The following is an 18,711-nucleotide window of genomic DNA, read 5'->3' on the forward strand; positions in this document are numbered from 1 at the left end:
GATTGATGACGGGCAGCCCGCCCGGTGCAGCAGACCATCGCCGCTCCGTCGACCAACTGATCGTCGAGGGCATCTCCAAGAGCTTCGGCGGCGTGCGGGTGCTGACCGATGTGGGCTTCAGCGTGCCGGTGGGCGGGTTGTCGGGTCTGATCGGCCCGAACGGTGCCGGCAAGAGCACGCTGTTTTCGGTGATCAGCGGCTTTCAGTCCGGCGATGCCGGCCGGGTGGGCTTTGCCGGCCGTGACCTGACAGGGCTGTCGGCGGTGGACAGGGTGCGGGCGGGGATGGGCCGCACCTTCCAGGTGCCAAGGGTTTTCGCCAGCCTGACCGTGCGCCAGAATCTGGCGGCGGCGGCGCCGGGGCAGGCCGGGGAACATCTGATCGACGTATTTTTCAGGCCCGGCCGCATCCGGCGCCAGGAAGCCGATATCGCCGCCCGCGCCGATGAGATCCTGGGCTTTCTGAACCTTGCGCGGGTGGCGGACACGCTGGCCGGCGGGTTGTCGGGCGGCCAGCGCAAGCTGCTGGAGCTGGGCCGGGCGCTGATGGTCCGGCCCCGGATGATCCTGCTGGACGAGCCCTTCGCCGGGGTGAACCCGGTGCTGATCGACGAGATCGCCGTGCGCATCCGCGAGATCGCCGCCGGCGGCATCGGCTTCCTGATCGTGGAGCACAATCTGCCATCGCTGTCGGCGCTGGTGGAGCGGATGATCGTGATCGATCGCGGCCGGTTGCTGGCCCAGGGCACGCCGGCCGAGGTGCTGGCTGATCCGGTGGTGCGCGAAGCCTATATGGGTGGGGCGGTATGAGCCTGTTGACCGTGAACGACCTGTGTGCCGGCTATGGCGATGTCGATATCGTCACCGGCATCTCGCTGCATGTCGATCCGCTTGAGATCGTGACCATCGCCGGCACCAATGGGTCGGGCAAATCCACCCTGGTCAAGGCGTTGATGGGGCTGCTGACCCGGGTGCGGGGCGAGATGCGGATCGACGGCACCTCGCTCGAACGGGTGGCGAGCGAGAAGCGCATCGGCCTTGGCATCGTCTATGTGCCCCAGGTGGAAAATGTGTTTCCCACCCTGACCGTCACCGAGAACCTGCAGGTGGTGGAGGGGGTGGCCGACCGGCGCCGGCGGATCGATGAGATGTTCGACCGCTTCCCGGCCCTGGCCGAGCGCCGCCGCACCCGTGCCGGCAGCCTGTCGGGTGGCGAGCGCCAGCAACTGGCCTTCGCCCGCGCGCTGATGCCACAGCCCCGGCTGATGATCCTCGACGAGCCGACGGCGGCGCTGTCGCCGGCGCTGGTGCACGAGGTACTGGCGCTGATCCAGGGCCTGCCGGCGCTGGGGGTATCGGCCTTGCTGGTGGAACAGCGCGCGCGCCAGGCGCTGGCGATCAGCGATCGCGGCTATATCCTCGACACCGGCCGGGTGGTGATCGACGACACCGCGCCGCGGTTGCTGGCCGATGAGCGGATGGCCGATCTGTATCTGGGCACCCATTGATCTTTGCACCCCGCCCGTTGAAGACCCGATAGAAGGTTTCTGTTCATGACCGAGACGATATTCCGCAACGCCCGCGTGCTGGACGTGGTGGCCGGTGCCTATGTCGACGGCCTGTCGGTGCTGGTTGCCAATGGCCGGATCAAGGCTGTGGCCCCGGATGTCCATCGCATGGCCGCTGCCGATGCGGTGGAGATCGACGTGGCCGGCAGGGTGCTGATGCCGGGCCTGTGCGACGCCCATGTCCATGTGACCGCGATCATCCCCAACTTCGCCGAACTGGGCCAGATGGCGCCAAGCTATGTGACCGTGCACACGGCCGACGTGCTGAAGGGCATGCTGGGGCGCGGCTTCACCACCGTGCGCGATGCCGGCGGCGCCGATTGGGGGCTGGCGCGCGCGATCGCCGAAGGCTCGCTGCCGGGGCCGCGGCTGCTGTATTGCGGCAAGGCGCTGTCGCAGACCGGCGGCCATGCCGATATGCGCGGACCCGGACAACAGGAGCTGGGCGAGTGCTTCTGCTGCGCGGGGCTGGGCAAGGTTTGCGATGGTGTGCCCGAGATGCGCCGTGCCTGCCGCGACCTGATCCGCACCGGTGCCACCCATCTGAAGCTGATGGTCTCAGGCGGAGTCGCCTCGCCCACCGACCGCATCGACAGCACCCAGTTCGCGATGGAGGAATTGCGGGCGGCGGTGGAGGAGGCCGAGGCCGCGAACATCCCGGTGATGGGCCATGCCTATACCGCCCGCGCCATCAACCGGGCGCTGGAAGCCGGGCTGACCTCGATCGAGCATGGCAATCTGCTGGATCAGAGTTCGGTGGATCTGTTCGTGGCGAAGGACCGCTTCCTGGTGCCGACGCTGGCCACCTATCGCGCGTTGGCCGATGAGGGGCTGGAAGCCGGCATGCCGGCGCCCCTGCACCGCAAGGTCTATGACGTGCTGGATGCCGGCATGGATGCCCTGAGGCTGGCCCATCGGGGCGGCGTGAACATCGCCTTCGGCACCGATCTTCTGGGCATCATGCATCGTCGGCAGTTGACCGAGTTCGCGCTCAGGGCCGAGGTGCAGGCGCCGATCGACATCCTGCGTTCGGCGACCGTCGTGGCGGCACGGCTGTTCCGGATGCAGGATCAGATCGGTCAGGTGGCCGAAGGCTTCCGCGCCGATCTGATCATGGTCGATGGCGACGTGCTGCATGATGTGGCAGCCTGGGCAACGCCCGAGACATCGATCCGGCTGGTGATGAAGGATGGCGCGGTGATGGTGGCCCGCTAGCCCCGCCCACCCTGCCCCACCCGCCCTGCCTGTGGGAGACCCCCGGTGTTCGATTACGACCTCGCCCACTGGGGCGCCTTTTTCCTGGCGGCGCTGTTGCTGAACCTGTCTCCCGGTCCCGACATCGCCTATATCCTGGGCCATACCATCCGTGGTGGCCGGCGCGCCGGCTTTGCCGCCATGTTCGGCATCTGGACCGGCGCCATGGGCCATGTGCTGATGGCGGCGGCGGGACTGTCGGCGATCCTCGCCACCTCGGCCGGTGTGTTCACGGCGGTGAAGTGGCTGGGGGCGGCCTATCTGATCTGGCTGGGCATAAGGGCTCTGCGGTCGGGCGGTGGTGGCTTCACCGCCGATGAGGGCGCCGGATCGGCCAGCGGCATCGGCATTCTGCGACAGGGCGCGCTGATCGATCTGCTGAACCCCAAGGTCGCGATCTTCTTTCTGGCCTTCCTGCCGCAATTCGTGGTCGATGGCGCCGGCCCCGCCTGGGCGCAGTTGCTGCTGCATGGCGTGCTGGTGATCGCGGTGGCGGGCCTGGTTGAACCGCCGATGATCCTGGCCGGCGCGCGGCTGACCCGCCATCTGCACGCCCGCCCGCGCATCGGCCTGTGGCTGGACCGGGGGCTTGGCGCGCTGTTCATCGCTCTGGGGATCAGGCTGGCGCTGGTGCAGCGATAGCAGCCCACCGCAATGGTGGAGTTGACGGCGTTTGCACTGCTATGCTGCGCCGCCGGCCCTTTATCCGTGCCGCAGATCTGCGGCCGATGCGGGTGGCCGCGATGGGAGACCTGGAATGCCCGAACAGAACGAACCGCTCAGCGCCCGCAAGACGATGCTGCTGACCGGCGCCAGCCGCGGGATCGGCCATGCCACCGTGAAGCTGTTCTATCAGAATGGATGGCGCGTGCTGACCGTGTCGCGGGCGTCCTTCGATGCCGACTGCCCCTGGCCCGGCGGGCGGGAAAGCCATATCCAGGCCGATCTGTCCGATCCGGCGAGCTATGCCACGATGGCCGACGAGGTGCGCAAGCGCCTGGGCGGCGGGGGATTGAGCGCCCTGGTCAACAATGCCGCCATCTCCCCGAAGCGGCCCGGTGGCGCGCGGGCGGGGGTGGCCGAGACCGATTACGAGACCTGGCTGTCTGTGTTCAACGTCAACCTGTTCTCGGCGGCCATGCTCTCGCGGCTTCTGCTGCCGGAACTGAGTGGCGCCGGCGGCACCATCGTCAACGTCACCTCGATCGCCGGATCGCGGGTTCATCCCTTCGCCGGCGCGGCCTATGCCTGTTCCAAGGCGGCGCTGGCGGCGCTGACCCGTGAACAGGCCTTCGATTTCGGCCGGCTGGGGGTGCGGGTCAACGCGATCGCGCCCGGCGAGATCGACACCTCGATCCTGTCGCCGGGCACCGAGGAGATCGTCAAGACCCAGATCCCGATGCGCCGGCTGGGCGACCCCAAGGAGGTGGCCCGCACCATCCTGTTCCTGTGCTCGTCGGATGCCTCGTATATCAATGGCGCGGAAGTGCACATCAATGGCGGCCAGCACGTCTGACCCGTCGGTTGCGCCGATATGATCAGGGGGCGGACATGGTGATGTCCGCCCCCTGTTCTTTTCTGACGTGGCCGTCGCCCGGACGCTCCGGATCAGTGCCGCATGCGGCCGCGCGGGCCGGTGTCGTCCTCGAACAGCTCGGCCAGCTGGTTCATCACCGTGCCGCCAAGCTGCTCGGCATCGACGATGGTGACCGCCCGCTTGTAATAGCGGGTGACGTCGTGGCCGATGCCGATCGCCACCAGATCGACCGGCGAGCGGGTCTCGATCCAGTCGATCACCTGGCGCAGATGCCGGTCCAGATAGTTCGAGGTGTTGACCGACAGGGTGCTGTCGTCGACCGGCGCGCCATCCGAGATCACCATCAGGATGCGGCGGTTCTCGTGGCGGGCCAGCAGGCGGTTATGCGCCCACAGGATCGCCTCGCCGTCGATATTCTCTTTCAGCAGGCCTTCGCGCAGCATCAGGCCCAGATTCTTTCGCGCCCGCCGCCACGGCCAGTCGGCCGATTTATAGACGATGTGACGCAGATCGTTGAGCCGCCCCGGCGTTGGCTGCTTGCCGCTGTCGAGCCATTTCTTGCGCGACTGGCCCCCCTTCCAGTCACGGGTGGTGAAGCCCAGAATCTCGACCTTCACGCCGCAGCGTTCCAGCGTCCGCGCCAGGATGTCGGCGCTCATCGCCGCCACCGAGATCGGCCGGCCGCGCATCGAGCCGGAATTGTCGATCAGCAGAGTGACGACGGTGTCGCGGAAATCGGTTTCGCGCTCGCGCTTATAGGTCTGACTGTAGAGCGGCTGGACCACCACACGGGCCAGTTTGGAGCTGTCGAGCAGGCCTTCGTCCAGGTCGAATTCCCAGCCGCGCGACTGCTTGGCCAGCAGGCGGCGCTGCAGACGGTTGGCGAGCTTGGTGATCACGCCGTGCAGATGGGTGAGCTGCTGGTCCAGAAGGCCGCGCAGGCGGTTCAGTTCATCGTCGGTCGCAAGATCGGTCGCTTCCACCACCTCGTCGAATTCGGTGGTGTAGGGGCGATAGAGGTCGGCTGCGGATTCGTTTTCGTTGCTGCCCGGCGGCACCCAGGGCCGGACCCGCGACGAGCTGTCCTCGCCGCCGGCGCCGCTTTCGGCATCGGGGTCGGTCTCGGCGGCCTCGGCATCGGCCTCGCCATCGCCGGTCTCGGGCGATCCGTCGCTGGACTGGCCGCTGTCGTCGCCATCCTCGGATTTGTCGCCGCCCTCGCCATCGGGTTGGTCCTGGGCTTCGGCTTCGGCCTGATCATCGGATTCGTCGGGCTCGCGATCCTCGTCGAGTTCGCCCTCGGCTTCGGTCTCGATGTCCAGATCGGCCAGCAATTCGCGGATGCCGTCGGCGAAGCGGCGCTGGTCGCCGAGCACATCGGGCAGGCGCTCAAGATCGGGGCCGGCCTTCGACTCGATCACCGGGCGCCAATGCTCGACCAGCGCCTCGGCGACCTCCGGCGTCTTCACGCCGGTCAACCGTTCACGCAGCATCAGCATCGCCGCCTCGCACAGCGATTCCGGGCTGTCATCGACCATCAGCCGCTGCGGCTGCTCGCGCAGATGATCTTCCTGAAGCCGGGCCAGATTGCCGCGCACGCCCTCCATGGAGCGGCTGCCCAGCGCCTCGATGCGCAACTGCTCGCAGGCCTCGTATAACCGCCGCGACAGGTCGCCCTGGGGCTGGCGGGCCATATGGACCCGGGCATCGTGATGGCGCACGCGCAGCGCGATCTGGTCGGCCTCGCCACGGATGCGCGTCACCTGCTGCTCGGGCAGGTTGCGCATCGGCGCGCGCAAGTTCACCCGCTCGCCGCGCAGGCGGGGCGGTTCGAAGGTGAAGCCGACTTCGAGCTGCGGCGTGCCCGCCATCGCCTTGACGGTACTGGTCAGGGCACGCTTGAACTGCTCGACCGACTGCGGATCGTTGCGCTTGCGCATGGTCCTCAGCCCAGATGGCGGATGCCGGGAACGTGCAGCTCGGTGCCGAAGCAGCGCTGATAATACTCAGCGATCAGCGGCCGCTCCACCTCGTCGCATTTGTTGAGGAAGGTGAAACGGAAGGCGAGCTGGATGTCCTTGAAGATCCGATAGTTCTCGGCCCAGGTCAGCACGGTGCGCGGCGACATGACGGTCGAGATGTCGCCATTGATGAAGGCGCTGCGGGTCAGATCGGCCAGGGCCACCATCGACCGCACGGTCTTCTGGCCCTCGGCATTGTCGAAATCGGGCAGCTTCGACAGCACGATCGCGGATTCTTCCTCGGCCGCCAGATAGTTCAGCGTCACCACCACGTTCCAGCGGTCCATCTGGCCCTGGTTGATCTGCTGGGTGCCGTGATACAGCCCGGTGGTGTCGCCGAGACCCACGGTGTTGGCGGTGGCGAACAGGCGGAAATAGGGGTTCGGGCGGATCACCCGGTTCTGTTCCACCAGGGTCAGCTTGCCCTCATTCTCAAGCACCCGCTGGATGACGAACATCACGTCGGCGCGGCCGGCATCGTATTCGTCGAAGACCAGCGCGGTCGGACGCTGAAGGCAGAACGGCAGGATGCCTTCCTTGTACTCGGTCACCTGCTTGCCATCACGGAGAACGATGGCGTCCTTGCCGATCAGGTCGATGCGGCTGATATGGCTGTCCAGGTTGACGCGGACACAAGGCCAGTTCAGCCGGGCCGCGACCTGCTCGATATGGGTCGACTTGCCGGTGCCGTGATAGCCCTGGATCATCACGCGGCGGTTATAGGCGAAGCCGGCCAGGATGGCGAGGGTGACATCGGGCTGAAACCGATAGGTCAGGTCCAGATCCGGCACGTGTTCGCTGCGCTCGCTGAACGCCGGCACCACCATGTCGCTGTCGATGCCGAAGACCTGTCGCACAGACACCTCGATATCCGGCATCGACTGGGTGTTCATGGTGGGGGCGGCCAGGGTCTCGGAAGCCATGGGAAGGAAATCTCCGCTGGGGCAGGTGGATGCGGTCGGCCTGTGGGGTCAGGGTCGATCTGCGGTTCAGATGAGGATGGCGCGCCGGGACAGATCCGGCTTCCATCGGCATCGCCAGGCTGCGGTGGGGAGGCCGCATGCCGGACGCCCGGCACACGAACACCCCTCCGGATGTGTATCGGCGCCGGCTCAGGTCCAGTCTGACGCGCGGTGCATCAAAAAGGAATAGGCCTGGTTGACGGTTTTCATCCGTTCCTCGGATGCGGCGTCGCCCCCGGTGACGTCCGGGTGAAGCCGTTTGGCAAGTTTCTTGTAGTGGTCCTTGATCTGTGGCAGGTCGCGGGTCGGATCGATACCAAGCGTTTTGAAGGCGTGGCGTTCCTCCTGGGTGAAGCGCGCCTCGGCCATCACCCGCACCCGCTCGGCGGCGCGGTTGGCGGCACCGAACATGCCGAACGGGTCGCGGGTCTGGCCGTTGCGCAGCAGTTCCGCCGCCGTCCTGGCGATTTCGTCGGCCTGATCGCGGTCGGCGCTGGCGAACGGCCAGCTCGGCCGGTGCCAGGTCATGTCGTCATGCAGATGGCGGTCGATCTCGGCCGAACTCAGGCCCTTGAAGTAGTCCCAGCCCTTGTTGTAGGCGCGGACATGCTCCATGCAGAAAAAATGATAGTCCCGCAACCGGTCGCGCGATTTTGGTGCCCGGAATGCTCCCGCCTCGCCGCAGCCCTCGCAGTCGCAGAGCCGGGTTCCGTCGGGGGCATAGGCAGCGCTACGCCGGATGCTGAAAAGCTCGATCGCCATGACGGCAGAATATGCGTTACGCGTGGCGGTGCGGCAAGTGGGGCGCCCCTGCCGGCTGCTCTAAAACCGACCGATGCCTCAAAAAGCCGAACGCCCGCGCAATCCGCAAGGCGGGATCGCACGGGCGTTTCGATGCCGGGTCGCGGCCGGCCGGGCCGCGAGCGTCACCGGACCGTCGCTCAGGAGGCGTCGGCCAGGCTGCGAGCCAGGGTGCTCAGCGCTTCCTGATGCTTGCCGTTCTGGATCATCGAGAAGTTGCGTGCCAGTTCCAGGCACATGCGCTGACGGGGGGTCATCTCGACCTGGCCGCCCTGCTCCAGACCTTCAAAGAAGTAGGAGATGGTGACGCCCAGCGCCTGCGCGATGTCATAGAGGCGGCCGGCCGCGATGCGGTTGATGCCACGCTCGTACTTATGCGCCTGCTGATAGGTGACGCCGATCATGTCGGCCAGCTGCTGCTGGGTCAGGCCCAGCATGATGCGGCGCTCGCGGATCCGCGCGCCGACATAACGATCAACTTCCTGAGCCCGGCTCTTGGTGGTCTTCATGGGGACGCTCCCTTCTTCGGAGGGTGTTGCAACTGCAGAGGGGGTTGTCATTGTTTTCCGCACCTTCGTGATGACGTGACGACGGAGCGGGTGGGTTCCCGTTTTGGCCGCCCTCGGCTTCCGCCTGAATAGAAAGCAATCGGTGTGCCAGTTTGGTTGTTCCACTCGAAAATTGCGCGCTGGTGGCATGCCACGCGGCCGGAAAGGTACCGCGACGCCCGGTTGGGTGCGGTTTTGGCGCCCGCGTACCAGGATCATCAGCGTCCGGCTTAATGTGCGCTTAACGTTTGCGGGTGGATTGGCTGCATCCTGGTCCACTTGGTTGGAAAAGCGCTTCCCATCCTGTGTTTCAACGGCATCATCGCTGTGCGGCTGTGTTCGCCAAGCTGTTTGATCGTGAAACGCTTGTCCCGATATGGCACAAATTGTCCCGCATTGATACTCAGGGGAGAGGCAGGCCGGGGCGGTGCGCGCAATAGGCTTGGGGTTTCGCGCAAACCGCGCGCGGCATAGCCAAATGGGGTATCATCGGGATATGATCCCAGGAATACGGAGGCCTGTACCAAAATGACCATGAAGCAGCGGATCGAAAGCAAGCTCGCCCAGGCATTCGCGCCCGAGCGGCTGGAGATCGTCGACGAGAGCGACCAGCATGCTGGCCATGCGGGGCATCGCCCAGGCGGCGAAACCCATTTCCGGGTCGATATCGTCGCTGCCGCATTCGAGGGCGAGACCCGCGTCGCGCGTCAGAGGCGGGTCTATCAGGTGCTGGCTGAGGAACTTGCCGATCGCGTTCATGCACTTGCGCTGTCGACGAGAACGCCGGAGGAAGCGCGGCGCGTGGGTTGAAAATACGCCGGCCCGCGGCACAGCGGCATGCGATTGCCCTTTGAAACGCGTTCGGGTTGTGTTAATACAACCTTAAATAAAAAAATAAGCAGGTTATCGCGCAAGGGTGTCGTCGGGGGAACAGCCGGCCGGGGGGCCGGACCGAAGGGGGGCGATAGGCACAATGTCCAGTTCACTGATCAATCGCAATGTCGTGGTCGATGGCCGCCGGACCAGCATCCGGCTGGAAGCCGATATGTGGGATGCGCTGACCGAAATCTGTCAGCGTGAAGGCTGCCGGATCCACGAGCTGGCGACCATGGTCAACAGCACACGTCGTGAGTCGACCCTGACCGCGGCGATCCGGGTGTTCATCATGAACTACTATCGCGCCGCCGCGACCGAGCAGGGCCATGCCCGTTCCGGTCACGGCAAGGCGCTGCGTCCGGGCCGCGCCGATCGCAGCGCGATCCAGCGCCGTCTGGAGCGTCTGGCCACCGGCCGTGGCGGCGAAGACCGCGCGGCCCAGCCGGTCAGCCGCCCGTATACCACTCAGGATAATGCTGCCTGACAACCTCGCCATTGGCATTGAGCGCGTAGCAGGTGTTCAGATGTGCAGGTGGTTTCGGCGTCGGCTGCCGTGGTGTGGCCGACGCCGCATCCTGCGTGTTGGCATCGGCGCGTTGGGCATCGGCGAGCTGGGCATCGGCCTGGCGACGCTTGCGTTCCAGTGCCGGATACAGGGTCTGGAAGGCCACGGTGCCGAGCGGGCGCATCAGCTCGACCAGATGGGTGCAGCCATGCACCCCGCCCACGCGGGCGCGGATCGCCTTGGTCCAGCCCGGCACGATCTTCAGCCCGACCAGTTTCTGGAAATTCGCGGCGATATCGCCGCAGATCGAATAGGGCGTGCTGTCCATCACAGCCTCGATCGCCTTGATCTCGAACCCGATGTCGATGGTCAGCCGCACCCACATGTCATGGATGGGTGTGCCGGGATCGAGCTGGCCGCGCCAGCGATTGTCGATCGGATAGGTCTTTACGTCGGTCAGATGGGCTTCGATATCCCACAGGCCATCGTCGCGTTCATAACCGCGAAGGTCGATCTGGCGGGTATGGATGTGCTGGCGGGATGCTGGCGCTGACAGCGGCATGAGGGTGGGGTCTCCTGAACAGTGCCGGGATTTGGCGCGGAAACACGGGATGTCCGACGGGAGCCTGAGACAAACGTTCGACCCAGATCTATCTCGGCCGGAGTATAGGTGTTGTCGCCGCGTTCGTCATCCGTTGCAACGCAGGTGCGAAAAGATCGGTTCAGCCACCACCTGAGAGATGTATCGCGACCCACAGCAAGCCGGGCAGAAACAGGAAGGCCAGAAGGGTGGAGGTCACCACAAGCGAGGCAATATCCTCAGGTGACCGGTTATAGCGCTGGGCGAACAGATAATTGAACACCGCCACCGGCATCGATGCCTCGACCAGCAGCACGCCCAGCGCCACGCCCTCGAAGCCGAACACCACCCGGCCCAGAAACAGGGCGATCAGGAAGCCGCCGCCGCTGCGCAGCACTGCCAGGCCCAGCGTGCCCAGCGGCCGGGTCGCCTTCATCCGCGCCAGGCTGACACCCAGCGTGATCAGCATCAGGGGAATGGTGAAGCCGCCGATCAGATGGGTGGTGTTGGCCAGGAACAGCGGCGCGTGCAACTCGCCCAGCACGAAGATCAGCGCCACCACCACCGACCAGGGCGCCGGCTGGCGCAGCAGGAAGCGCCCGGCGCTCTGGCCCGACAGCACCCAGGCGCCGATGGTGAACTGGGACACGGCCGAGACCGCGAAGAAGCCGATGGCGAAGCCCAGGCCTTCCTTGCCGAAGGCGAACAGGCACAGCGGCAGCCCCATATTACCGGCATTGCCATAGATCATCGGCGTCAGATAGGTCCGCCAGGGCAGGCCGGCCATGCGCAGGATCGGCCAGGCCAGCAGCCCCATGCCGACCATGGTCAAGGCCGCCGCCAGCGCGAAGGCCCCGAAGGCGTCGGGCGCGATGGTGCCGTTGGTGAGGCTTGAGAAGATCAGCGACGGCACGCCGACATTGGTCACCAGATTGGTGATGAAGCCGGTGTCGTATGGCTGTTTGAACACCCGGATCCAGCTGAAGCCGATGGCGGCGCAGATCAGGATAGGGGCGATGATCGTCAGCAGTTCGCCGATCATCCAGGGCCTCGCTGTCGCTGATCGGGTGTGGTCATGACCGGTCGGGATGCCGGCCGGCGGGACGCTGGGCAAGGGCGGTTTCATCGGCCGCGTGCAGGCGCAGCTTGGTGATCCGGTTGCGGTGCCGGCGCAGCACCTCGGCCTCGATGCCGGCGATGCGGAAGCGCTGGCCGACCTCGGGGATCAGCATGGCCTCGTGAATGATCAGCCCGGCGATGGTGGCGGCCTCGTCATCGGGCAGGCGCCAGCCGGTCTCGCGGTTGATGTCGCGGATGGTCACCGTACCGTCGACCAGCAGGCTGTCATCGGGCTGGCGCTCCAGCCCCTCGATCGCGATGTCATGCTCGTCGACGATCTCGCCCACGATCTCTTCCAGGATGTCTTCCAGCGTCACCAGCCCCTGGATGGTGCCGTATTCGTCGATCACCAGCGCGAAATGGGCATGGCGCTGGCGGAAGGCGTGCAACTGGTCGTGCAGGGTGGTGCTGTCGGGAATGAACCAGGGTGTGCGGGCAAGGCTCGCCACGTCGATCCGCGCTGGGTCGCCCCCGGCCTGGGTCAAGGCCCGCAGCATGTCCTTGGCATGCAGCACGCCCACGATGTTGTCGGGCTCGCCGCGCCACATCGGCAGCCGGGTATGGGGGCTTGTTGTCACCTGGGAAAGGATGGCCGACGGTGCCAGATCGGCATCGATCGTGGTCATCTGGCGGCGATGCACCATGATCTCGCCCACGGTCAGGTCGGCCAGATCCAGGATGCTCGCCAGCATTTCCTTTTCGGTGCGGGTCTCGGCATCGGTGGCCTCGGGGTCGTCATACATCCGGATCGCGCCGCGCAGATCATCGGCCGACACCATCATCTTGTCGTTGTCGAGCCGGATGCCGAAGATCCGCGCGATGCCGCGCACCAGCAGGCCGATCACCCGTGAGAACGGCCCCAGCACCCGCACGGTCATCGTCAGCGGTCCCGACAAGGTCAGGGCCAGACGGTCGGGATAGTGCAGCGCGATGGTCTTGGGCAGGATCTCGGCGAAGATCAGCAGCAGCAGGGTCATGCCCAGCGTGGCGATGGCGACGCCGGCATCGCCGAACAGGGTGATCAGGGCGCTGGTGGCCAGAGACGAGGCCAGGATGTTGACGGCGTTGTTGCCGAGCAGGATCGACCCGATCAGCGTTTCGCGTTTCGCGGTCAGGGCCTCGACGCGGCGGGCGCGGATATCGCCCTCATCGGCCCGTTGGTGCATGCGGGTGCGCGAGGCTGCGGTCAGCGCGGTCTCGCTGCTGGAAAAGAACGCCGATGCGGCGATCAGAACCAGGATGGCGAGCAGGGACAGCCAGAGTTCGGCGGTCATCGGCGGGTGGGTCTCTCTCCCGGTCGGAACATCGGCCGGATCATCCGGCCGACACTATCTGGGGGCTGGCGTCTGACGTGTCTGCGTCCGTGCGGCCGGCCAGCACATCGCCGATCAGGGTCGCGACCTCGGCCGGCGCCACATCGTCGGCGATGAAGCTCCGGCCGATGCCGCGTGCCAGAATATAGCGCACACGGCCTTCGCGAGCCTTCTTGTCCTGGGCGATGGGGGCCATCAGCCCGTCGACCGTCCAGGTCACCCCGGTGACGTCCCGCGGGCGGACCGGCAGGCCGGCGGCGGCCAGATGCCGGGTCAGCCGCTCCAGATCGGCTGCCGGGCACAGGCCCCGGCGCACCGACAGCCGGAAGGCCAGAACCATGCCGATGGCCACCGCCTCGCCATGCAGCAGCCGGCCGTCATAGCCGGCGACCGCCTCGAAGGCATGGCCGAAGGTGTGCCCCAGATTGAGCAGGGCGCGCTGGCCGGTTTCGGTTTCGTCGGCGGCGACGATCCGCGCCTTGGCGGCGCAGGACCGGGCGACCGCCTGATCGCGGGCGCCGCCGGCCGTGCTCAGCACCTCGGTGCCCCGGGTCTCAAGCCAGTCGAAGAACGGCGCATCGTCGATGGCGCCGTATTTCACCACCTCGGCATAACCGGCGCGGAGTTCGCGGGCGGGCAGGGTGGACAGAAGATCGGTATCGGCAATCACCACCGCCGGCTGATGGAAGGCGCCGATCAGGTTCTTGCCATGGGGGGTATTGATGCCGGTCTTGCCGCCGACCGAGCTGTCGACCTGGGCCAGCAGGGTGGTCGGCACCTGTACGAAGCAGGTGCCGCGGCGCAGCACGGCGGCGGCGAAGCCCGACAGGTCGCCAACCACGCCGCCACCCAGCGCGATCACCGGCTGGCCACGCTCGATGCCGCTTGCCAGCAGCCGGTCCAGCAGGCGTTCCAGCTCGCCGAACCGTTTGGTGCCCTCGCCCGGCGGCAGGATGATCGCCTGATGGTCGATGCCGGCATCGTCGAGGGCGGTGCGCAAGCGGGCCAGATGATGGGTGGCCACCGTCTCGTCGGTCACCACCGCGGCGCGGCGGGCGCCGGTCAGATCGCGCACCAGCCGGCCGGTCGCGGCCAGCACGCCGCCGCCGACCATGATGTCATAGGCGCGGTCGCCCAGCGGCACATGCACCCGCCGCGCCGGCGCGGCGATGCCGGGGATCGTGACCAGATCACCGGTGGGTGGCAGAGAGGCGATGGCGGATGCGGCGGCGGTCATCGGCGGATCTGGCTCCGGGGTCGCGGGGTGAAGGCGGGGATGGTGGTCGGGCCGGGGATCATTGCGGCGCCGCCGGATCGGTATCGGGAGAGGTGGTGCTGGCGGCGCCCCCCTGCGGGCGGGGACGTTTGGTGGCGGTCAGGGCCGGCCAGGTCCTGGACAGCAGGGCGATGATGGCATCCACCGCCACCTCATGCGGTGCGTCGGTGCTGTCGATCGACAGGTCCGCCGTGGCATAGACCGGATGGCGTTCGGCCACCAGCCGTTCCAGAGTCGCCATGGCGTCGCCTTCAGCGATCAATGGCCGGGTGTGGCGGCGTTTCATCACCCGTCTGGCGATCACCGCCACATCCGCGCGCAGCCAGATCGACACGCCATCGGCGGCGATGCGGGCGCGGGTTTCCTCGTCCATGAAGGCCCCGCCGCCGGTGGCGACGATCCGCGGCTTTTCATCCAGCAGCCGGGCCAGCACGCGGCGTTCCCCGCGGCGGAATTCGGCTTCGCCATACAGCCTGAAGATCTCGGGGATCGGCAGCCCGGCCGCCTTTTCGATTTCCGTGTCGGCATCGACGAAATCGATGCCCAGTCGCTGGGCCAACCGGCGGCCGACACTGCTTTTGCCGACCCCCATCAGGCCGACCAGAACGATGGACCGGTTGATCAGCCGGCGGTCGAAGACCGGCCTGCCGGCGCGTCCGGGGTTGCCCGACCCGGTCGGCGTGGCGTCACGGTCATCCGGATTGGCATCGTCATCCGGATTGGCATCGTCATCCAGATCGGCATCGTCATCCGGGGTGACGTCGTCGTCCGCGGTGGCGGGGCTGTGGCTTGGCTGGCTGCTATCGTCGGTCAAGATGTCGAACCGGGTTCAATCAGGGGCGGGGCCGCGCCCGTTCTGGAAGGCTGACGGCGGCGGAACGGCAGGATGCCGACGAAGCGCCCCACCGGCGGACAGGGTGGGGATGCCGGCAGGCGGAGGCGATGCCACAGCACGACCGGCCACGGCCCTCCGGTGTCGAGTTGAAACCCGGATGGCGAACCGATAGGCTGCGGAACGCGCGGTGACACGCGGCCAGGCTGGAAATAAAGCACAGGTCCGGCCGTCGCGGCAATCGCGGAGGCCGGGGAGACGATCCCCGGCGGTCCCACTTCCCCCCCGATGCGAGGCGCCAGGCGTGCTGATCCGCTTCATTCTGATCCTGCTTCTCGTCGCCATCCTGGGTGGCGGCGCCTTCCTCATGACCTTCGACATGCCGGCGCCGGTGCGCTCGGTCGAGAAGGTCGTGCCCAATGACAAGCTTGTCCGCTGACCGGCGCCATCCCCGCCACCGCCCGCCGCTGAACCCGGCCGGGCGGCCCCTGCATGTGATCCTGGCCCTGTTGATGGCCGGTGGGGGGATGGCCGGGGGCGTGCTGGCGGCGATGCCTGTTGCGGCGCAGCCTCTGCGTCTGGTGCCGGACGCGCCCGCGGATGAACCGGCAGCCGACGGGCGGTCGGCGCCGCCCTCGCGCGCGATTTTGCCGGCACCATCGGTGCAGGTGCGCCCGCCTGCCCTGTCGGGAGCTCCGGTCGCGACACCGCCGCCGGTGACCCCGCCGCGCGTGCTTGCCACGCCGCCGCCGGCGCGACCGGCTGCACCGCCTCTTCCACCGCCTCCACCGCCACCTCCGCCACCGCCACCGCCACCGCCACCGCTTCCGCCACCCCCGGCGCCTCCCGCTGCGCCCGCCGCGCCGGTTGCGACCGAAACGGTGCCGGATGGTGATGATGATGGCGATCCGGTGCCGGCCGATCTGTGGCAGGGCAGCACTGCCGCGCGGATCGATGTCGCGCTGGCGGGGCTGACCGGTCAGGCGCCCTGGGCCACGGCGCGCGGGGTGCTGCGCGATCTGCTGGCGACGGAGGGGCCGGCCCCGGCCGGGGCAGATGCCGGCCGGTTCGCCGACCGCCGCGCCGCCGCTCTGCTGGCCCTGGGAGATGCGCGCGCGGCGGTGGCTGTGGCCGATGCGGCCGGCCATCCGCCCCCCGATGGCGCCCTGCTGCTGGCGGGCGACGAGGCGCGGGCCTGTGCGCCGGTGCTGCCTGCGACCGCAGCCGGCGGCGCGATCGCCATATCGACGGCGGCCGAGACCCGGCGCACGCCACCGGCTTCCGATGCGGAGGCGGCCGTGCTGGCCTGTCACCTGCTGTCGGCGGGTGATGCTGCCCTGCCGGCCGGGCTGGTGTCGGCCGCGGGTGCCATATCGGGCGTGGTTGCGCGGGCGGCCGTCACGGCCGGCCCGGTCGTGATCGACGATCTTGACCCGGCGATGCTGACCCCGGCGGATCTGGCTGTGCTGGCCCGGCGCGGGATCAGCGCCGATGCGTCGGCCGACGGCGTTGCCGCACTGGCGGCGGGGCTGGATGATGCCGGTCTGTTGCGGTTGGCCGGCGCCGGGACGGTATCGCCCTTCCACCGGCTGGTGCTGATCGAGGCGGCGGCGACGCGCGGGTTGATCGCGCCTGAGCGGCTGGCCGGCGGATGGCTCGCGGCGGCTGCGGCCGAACGCAGTGCCGCCCTGTCGGGTGCGGCCCGTGCCGGCGAGGCGCGGCCTGAACGGCTCCGGGCGCGGCAGTTCGCCGCCGCCGCCGCTGAGCGCAACCCGGCGGCGCGACTGTTCGGCATCGCCACGCTGGTGCGTGCCGCCGCCGGTGCCGATCCGCTGCTGACCGCCGCCGCCGCCGGCGCGACGGCGCCGCTGCTGGACCCGGCGGTGATCCGCAGGCTCGACCCCGACAGCCGGATCGACGCCGCACGGCTGGCGCTGGCGGGAGGCGCGGTCGATGCAGCGGCCGCGATGCTGGGGGCGGCGGAAGACCGGCCGGCGGCGCTGACGGCGGCGCTGACCGATGATGGCGAGTTCACCGCGCTGGCCTTGGTGGCCTTCGAGGATGCCGGCGCCGTGCTGGGGGTGGATGTTTCCCGCCTGGACATGGGCCCCTGGCTTGGCGGTCTGGCCGGGCCGGCGCGCGAGGTCGCGACCGCGGCCATCGGCTTGTTCGCACCCGAGGCCTTGCCGCTGCCGGCCCCTGATGCCGGGGTGATCGAGGGTGCGATGACCCCCGTGCCGGCGGTGTGGTTCGCGCTGCGTGCCGCGGCCGATGGCGGCCGGCTGGGCGAAACCGCCGCCCTGGCGCTGATGCTGCTGGAAGCGCGGCCCGAGGCCGGCGCCATCGGTATCGCTGGCGGGCTGGAAGGCCTGCGGCTGGCGGGGCTGGATACCGAGGCCCGCCGGCTGGCGGTGGAGATGATGATTGCGGCCGGCGCCATATCGGGCCTGGCGCCGGGGGTATGAGCATGCAGGCGCCGGATGACGGCCCGGAGGGCCCCGTTCCATCGGACGGCCCTCCCCCCACAGAGCCTCCCCCCACAGAGCCTTCCCCCACAGAGAAGCCTGCGCCGCTGGCCGCCGACCGGCTGCGGATCGAGGCCTTTCTTGAAATGCTGGGCGCGGAAGGCGGCGTCGCCGACAATACGCTGATCGCCTATGCGACCGATCTGGCCGATGCCGCGATCACCCTGAAACCCGAAGGGGGGCTTGCCACCGCCGGCGCCGACGGGCTGTCACGCTATCTGGCGGCGCTGGAAGCGCGCGGTCTGGCGCCCTGGACCCAGGCGCGGCGGCTATCGGCGCTGCGGCGGTTCTTCCGGTTCATGGTCAGCGATGGCCGCAGACCCGACCAGCCGACCGACCGGCTGGACGCGCCACGCCGCCACCGGCCGCTGCCACGGATGCTGTCGGAAGACGATGTCGACCGGCTGATCAATGCCGCCCATGCCATGGAAGGCCCGGAAGGCCGCCGGCTGGCCGCGATCGTGGAACTGCTCTATGCCACCGGCCTGCGGGTGTCGGAACTGGTGACGCTGCCGGCCGCTGCCCTGATCCGCGACCCGCGGGTGCTGATGGTGCGCGGCAAGGGCGGGCGCGACCGGATCGTGCCGCTGGGCGCGCCGGCCCGTGCGGCGGCGGCGGCCTATCTGGCGGTGCGTGGCGTGTTTCTGCCCGCCGATCGCAAGGCCCAGAGCTTTCTGTTCCCGTCCCGCGCCGCCGAGGGGCACCTGACCCGGCAGCGGATCGGCCAGTTGCTGAAGGCGCTGGCGCTGGATGCCGGCATCGCGCCCGAGCGGGTGTCGCCGCATGTCCTGCGCCACGCCTTTGCCAGCCATCTGTTGAGCGGCGGCGCCGATCTGCGGGTGGTGCAGCAATTGCTGGGCCATGCCGACATCACCACCACCCAGATCTATACCCATGTTCTGGATGCCGATCTGCGCCGGGCGATCGAGCGCGCCCATCCGCTGGCGGGCGCGGGCCGCCCGGGCGGGTAAGGACGGGCGGGTAAGGGCGGGCGG

The 18,711-nt window shown here is 68.1% G+C and carries 19 protein-coding genes; 10 read left to right on the forward strand and 9 right to left on the reverse strand.

Annotated features, from left to right (window positions below; translation table 11 throughout):
- The first annotated feature begins 5 nt into the window (after nt 1-5).
- From IEW15_RS05425 to IEW15_RS05445, 5 genes are all read left to right on the forward strand, one after another.
- Nucleotides 6-809 (forward strand): ABC transporter ATP-binding protein, encoded by an 804-nt coding sequence (locus IEW15_RS05425; protein WP_188575726.1) that lies wholly within the window; start codon nt 6-8, stop codon nt 807-809.
- Nucleotides 806-1,507 (forward strand): ABC transporter ATP-binding protein, encoded by a 702-nt coding sequence (locus IEW15_RS05430; protein WP_188575729.1) that lies wholly within the window; start codon nt 806-808, stop codon nt 1,505-1,507. Before IEW15_RS05425 ends, IEW15_RS05430 begins: the two co-directional genes overlap by 4 nt.
- 45 nt (nt 1,508-1,552) lie before the next feature.
- On the forward strand, nt 1,553-2,782 hold the full coding sequence (locus IEW15_RS05435) for a metal-dependent hydrolase family protein (protein WP_188575731.1): 1,230 nt from the start codon (nt 1,553-1,555) through the stop codon (nt 2,780-2,782).
- A gap of 45 nt (nt 2,783-2,827) precedes the next feature.
- Nucleotides 2,828-3,463 carry a LysE family translocator gene (locus tag IEW15_RS05440; RefSeq protein WP_188575734.1) on the forward strand — a complete coding sequence of 212 codons (636 nt, stop codon included), beginning with the start codon at nt 2,828-2,830 and terminating at the stop codon, nt 3,461-3,463.
- A gap of 115 nt (nt 3,464-3,578) precedes the next feature.
- On the forward strand, nt 3,579-4,337 hold the full coding sequence (locus IEW15_RS05445; protein ID WP_188575736.1) for an SDR family NAD(P)-dependent oxidoreductase: 759 nt from the start codon (nt 3,579-3,581) through the stop codon (nt 4,335-4,337).
- A 92-nt stretch (nt 4,338-4,429) separates the two neighbouring features.
- Here the strand turns inward: IEW15_RS05445 and cobT are convergent, their stop codons facing one another.
- The 4 genes from cobT to IEW15_RS05465 form a co-directional block, all read right to left on the reverse strand.
- A complete protein-coding gene (cobT, locus tag IEW15_RS05450; protein WP_188575738.1) occupies nt 4,430-6,298 on the reverse strand; it encodes a cobaltochelatase subunit CobT in 1,869 nt (622 codons plus the stop codon).
- A 5-nt stretch (nt 6,299-6,303) separates the two neighbouring features.
- Nucleotides 6,304-7,302, reverse strand: coding sequence for a cobaltochelatase subunit CobS (gene cobS, locus IEW15_RS05455; RefSeq protein ID WP_188575740.1), 999 nt, complete (start codon nt 7,300-7,302; stop codon nt 6,304-6,306).
- 189 nt (nt 7,303-7,491) lie between these two features.
- On the reverse strand, nt 7,492-8,103 hold the full coding sequence (locus tag IEW15_RS05460) for a J domain-containing protein (RefSeq protein ID WP_188575741.1): 612 nt from the start codon (nt 8,101-8,103) through the stop codon (nt 7,492-7,494).
- A gap of 179 nt (nt 8,104-8,282) precedes the next feature.
- Nucleotides 8,283-8,651: a helix-turn-helix domain-containing protein gene (locus IEW15_RS05465; protein WP_014743857.1), complete on the reverse strand. Its 369-nt coding sequence runs from the start codon at nt 8,649-8,651 to the stop codon at nt 8,283-8,285.
- Between the two features lie 567 nt (nt 8,652-9,218).
- Here IEW15_RS05465 and IEW15_RS05470 point away from each other — a divergent pair.
- Nucleotides 9,219-9,500, forward strand: coding sequence for a BolA family protein (locus IEW15_RS05470; RefSeq protein ID WP_188575743.1), 282 nt, complete (start codon nt 9,219-9,221; stop codon nt 9,498-9,500).
- Nucleotides 9,501-9,663: 163 nt separating this feature from the next.
- Complete coding sequence (locus tag IEW15_RS05475) at nt 9,664-10,050, forward strand: ribbon-helix-helix domain-containing protein (protein WP_188575745.1); 387 nt, start codon at nt 9,664-9,666, stop codon at nt 10,048-10,050.
- On the opposite strand, the gene IEW15_RS05480 is transcribed toward IEW15_RS05475, so the two are convergent.
- The 5 genes from IEW15_RS05480 to IEW15_RS05500 form a co-directional block, all read right to left on the reverse strand.
- The gene (locus IEW15_RS05480) at nt 10,013-10,633 is read right to left on the reverse strand and encodes a DUF2889 domain-containing protein (RefSeq protein WP_188575747.1); all 621 of its coding nucleotides are present in this window, start codon (nt 10,631-10,633) and stop codon (nt 10,013-10,015) included. The genes IEW15_RS05475 and IEW15_RS05480 overlap by 38 nt on opposite strands.
- A gap of 160 nt (nt 10,634-10,793) precedes the next feature.
- A complete protein-coding gene (locus IEW15_RS05485) occupies nt 10,794-11,693 on the reverse strand; it encodes an AEC family transporter (protein ID WP_188575749.1) in 900 nt (299 codons plus the stop codon).
- A gap of 31 nt (nt 11,694-11,724) precedes the next feature.
- A complete protein-coding gene (locus tag IEW15_RS05490; RefSeq protein WP_188575751.1) occupies nt 11,725-13,044 on the reverse strand; it encodes an HlyC/CorC family transporter in 1,320 nt (439 codons plus the stop codon).
- 40 nt (nt 13,045-13,084) lie between these two features.
- Entirely contained in the window at nt 13,085-14,320 is a 1,236-nt protein-coding gene (aroB, locus tag IEW15_RS05495) for a 3-dehydroquinate synthase (protein ID WP_188575753.1), read from the reverse strand.
- 58 nt (nt 14,321-14,378) lie between these two features.
- On the reverse strand, nt 14,379-15,173 hold the full coding sequence (locus tag IEW15_RS05500; RefSeq protein WP_229707845.1) for a shikimate kinase: 795 nt from the start codon (nt 15,171-15,173) through the stop codon (nt 14,379-14,381).
- A 322-nt stretch (nt 15,174-15,495) separates the two neighbouring features.
- On the opposite strand from IEW15_RS05500, the gene IEW15_RS26310 reads away from it, so the two are divergent.
- From IEW15_RS26310 to IEW15_RS05510, 3 genes are all read left to right on the forward strand, one after another.
- Nucleotides 15,496-15,630, forward strand: coding sequence for a hypothetical protein (locus IEW15_RS26310; RefSeq protein WP_268237138.1), 135 nt, complete (start codon nt 15,496-15,498; stop codon nt 15,628-15,630).
- 442 nt (nt 15,631-16,072) lie between these two features.
- The gene (locus IEW15_RS05505) at nt 16,073-17,656 is read left to right on the forward strand and encodes a hypothetical protein (RefSeq protein WP_188575755.1); all 1,584 of its coding nucleotides are present in this window, start codon (nt 16,073-16,075) and stop codon (nt 17,654-17,656) included.
- 2 nt (nt 17,657-17,658) lie between these two features.
- The gene (locus tag IEW15_RS05510; protein ID WP_188575841.1) at nt 17,659-18,687 is read left to right on the forward strand and encodes a tyrosine recombinase; all 1,029 of its coding nucleotides are present in this window, start codon (nt 17,659-17,661) and stop codon (nt 18,685-18,687) included.
- Nucleotides 18,688-18,711: the final 24 nt, after the last annotated feature.

This window comes from Tistrella bauzanensis (genome assembly GCF_014636235.1).
GTDB lineage: Bacteria > Pseudomonadota > Alphaproteobacteria > Tistrellales > Tistrellaceae > Tistrella > Tistrella bauzanensis.

Excerpts from the sequence above, each read along its gene's own strand:
- aroB (WP_188575753.1), bottom strand. The coding sequence starts at position 14,320 with ATGACCGCCGCCGCATCCGCCATCGCCTCTCTGCCACCCACCGGTGAT.
- IEW15_RS05485 (WP_188575749.1), bottom strand. The coding sequence starts at position 11,693 with ATGATCGGCGAACTGCTGACGATCATCGCCCCTATCCTGATCTGCGCC.
- IEW15_RS05435 (WP_188575731.1), top strand. The coding sequence starts at position 1,553 with ATGACCGAGACGATATTCCGCAACGCCCGCGTGCTGGACGTGGTGGCC.
- cobT (WP_188575738.1), bottom strand. The coding sequence starts at position 6,298 with ATGCGCAAGCGCAACGATCCGCAGTCGGTCGAGCAGTTCAAGCGTGCC.
- IEW15_RS05460 (WP_188575741.1), bottom strand. The coding sequence starts at position 8,103 with ATGGCGATCGAGCTTTTCAGCATCCGGCGTAGCGCTGCCTATGCCCCC.
- IEW15_RS05430 (WP_188575729.1), top strand. The coding sequence starts at position 806 with ATGAGCCTGTTGACCGTGAACGACCTGTGTGCCGGCTATGGCGATGTC.
- IEW15_RS05480 (WP_188575747.1), bottom strand. The coding sequence starts at position 10,633 with ATGCCGCTGTCAGCGCCAGCATCCCGCCAGCACATCCATACCCGCCAG.
- IEW15_RS05445 (WP_188575736.1), top strand. The coding sequence starts at position 3,579 with ATGCCCGAACAGAACGAACCGCTCAGCGCCCGCAAGACGATGCTGCTG.
- IEW15_RS05475 (WP_188575745.1), top strand. The coding sequence starts at position 9,664 with ATGTCCAGTTCACTGATCAATCGCAATGTCGTGGTCGATGGCCGCCGG.
- cobS (WP_188575740.1), bottom strand. The coding sequence starts at position 7,302 with ATGGCTTCCGAGACCCTGGCCGCCCCCACCATGAACACCCAGTCGATG.
- IEW15_RS05425 (WP_188575726.1), top strand. The coding sequence starts at position 6 with ATGACGGGCAGCCCGCCCGGTGCAGCAGACCATCGCCGCTCCGTCGAC.
- IEW15_RS05490 (WP_188575751.1), bottom strand. The coding sequence starts at position 13,044 with ATGACCGCCGAACTCTGGCTGTCCCTGCTCGCCATCCTGGTTCTGATC.
- IEW15_RS05470 (WP_188575743.1), top strand. The coding sequence starts at position 9,219 with ATGACCATGAAGCAGCGGATCGAAAGCAAGCTCGCCCAGGCATTCGCG.
- IEW15_RS05465 (WP_014743857.1), bottom strand. The coding sequence starts at position 8,651 with ATGAAGACCACCAAGAGCCGGGCTCAGGAAGTTGATCGTTATGTCGGC.
- IEW15_RS05510 (WP_188575841.1), top strand. The coding sequence starts at position 17,659 with ATGCAGGCGCCGGATGACGGCCCGGAGGGCCCCGTTCCATCGGACGGC.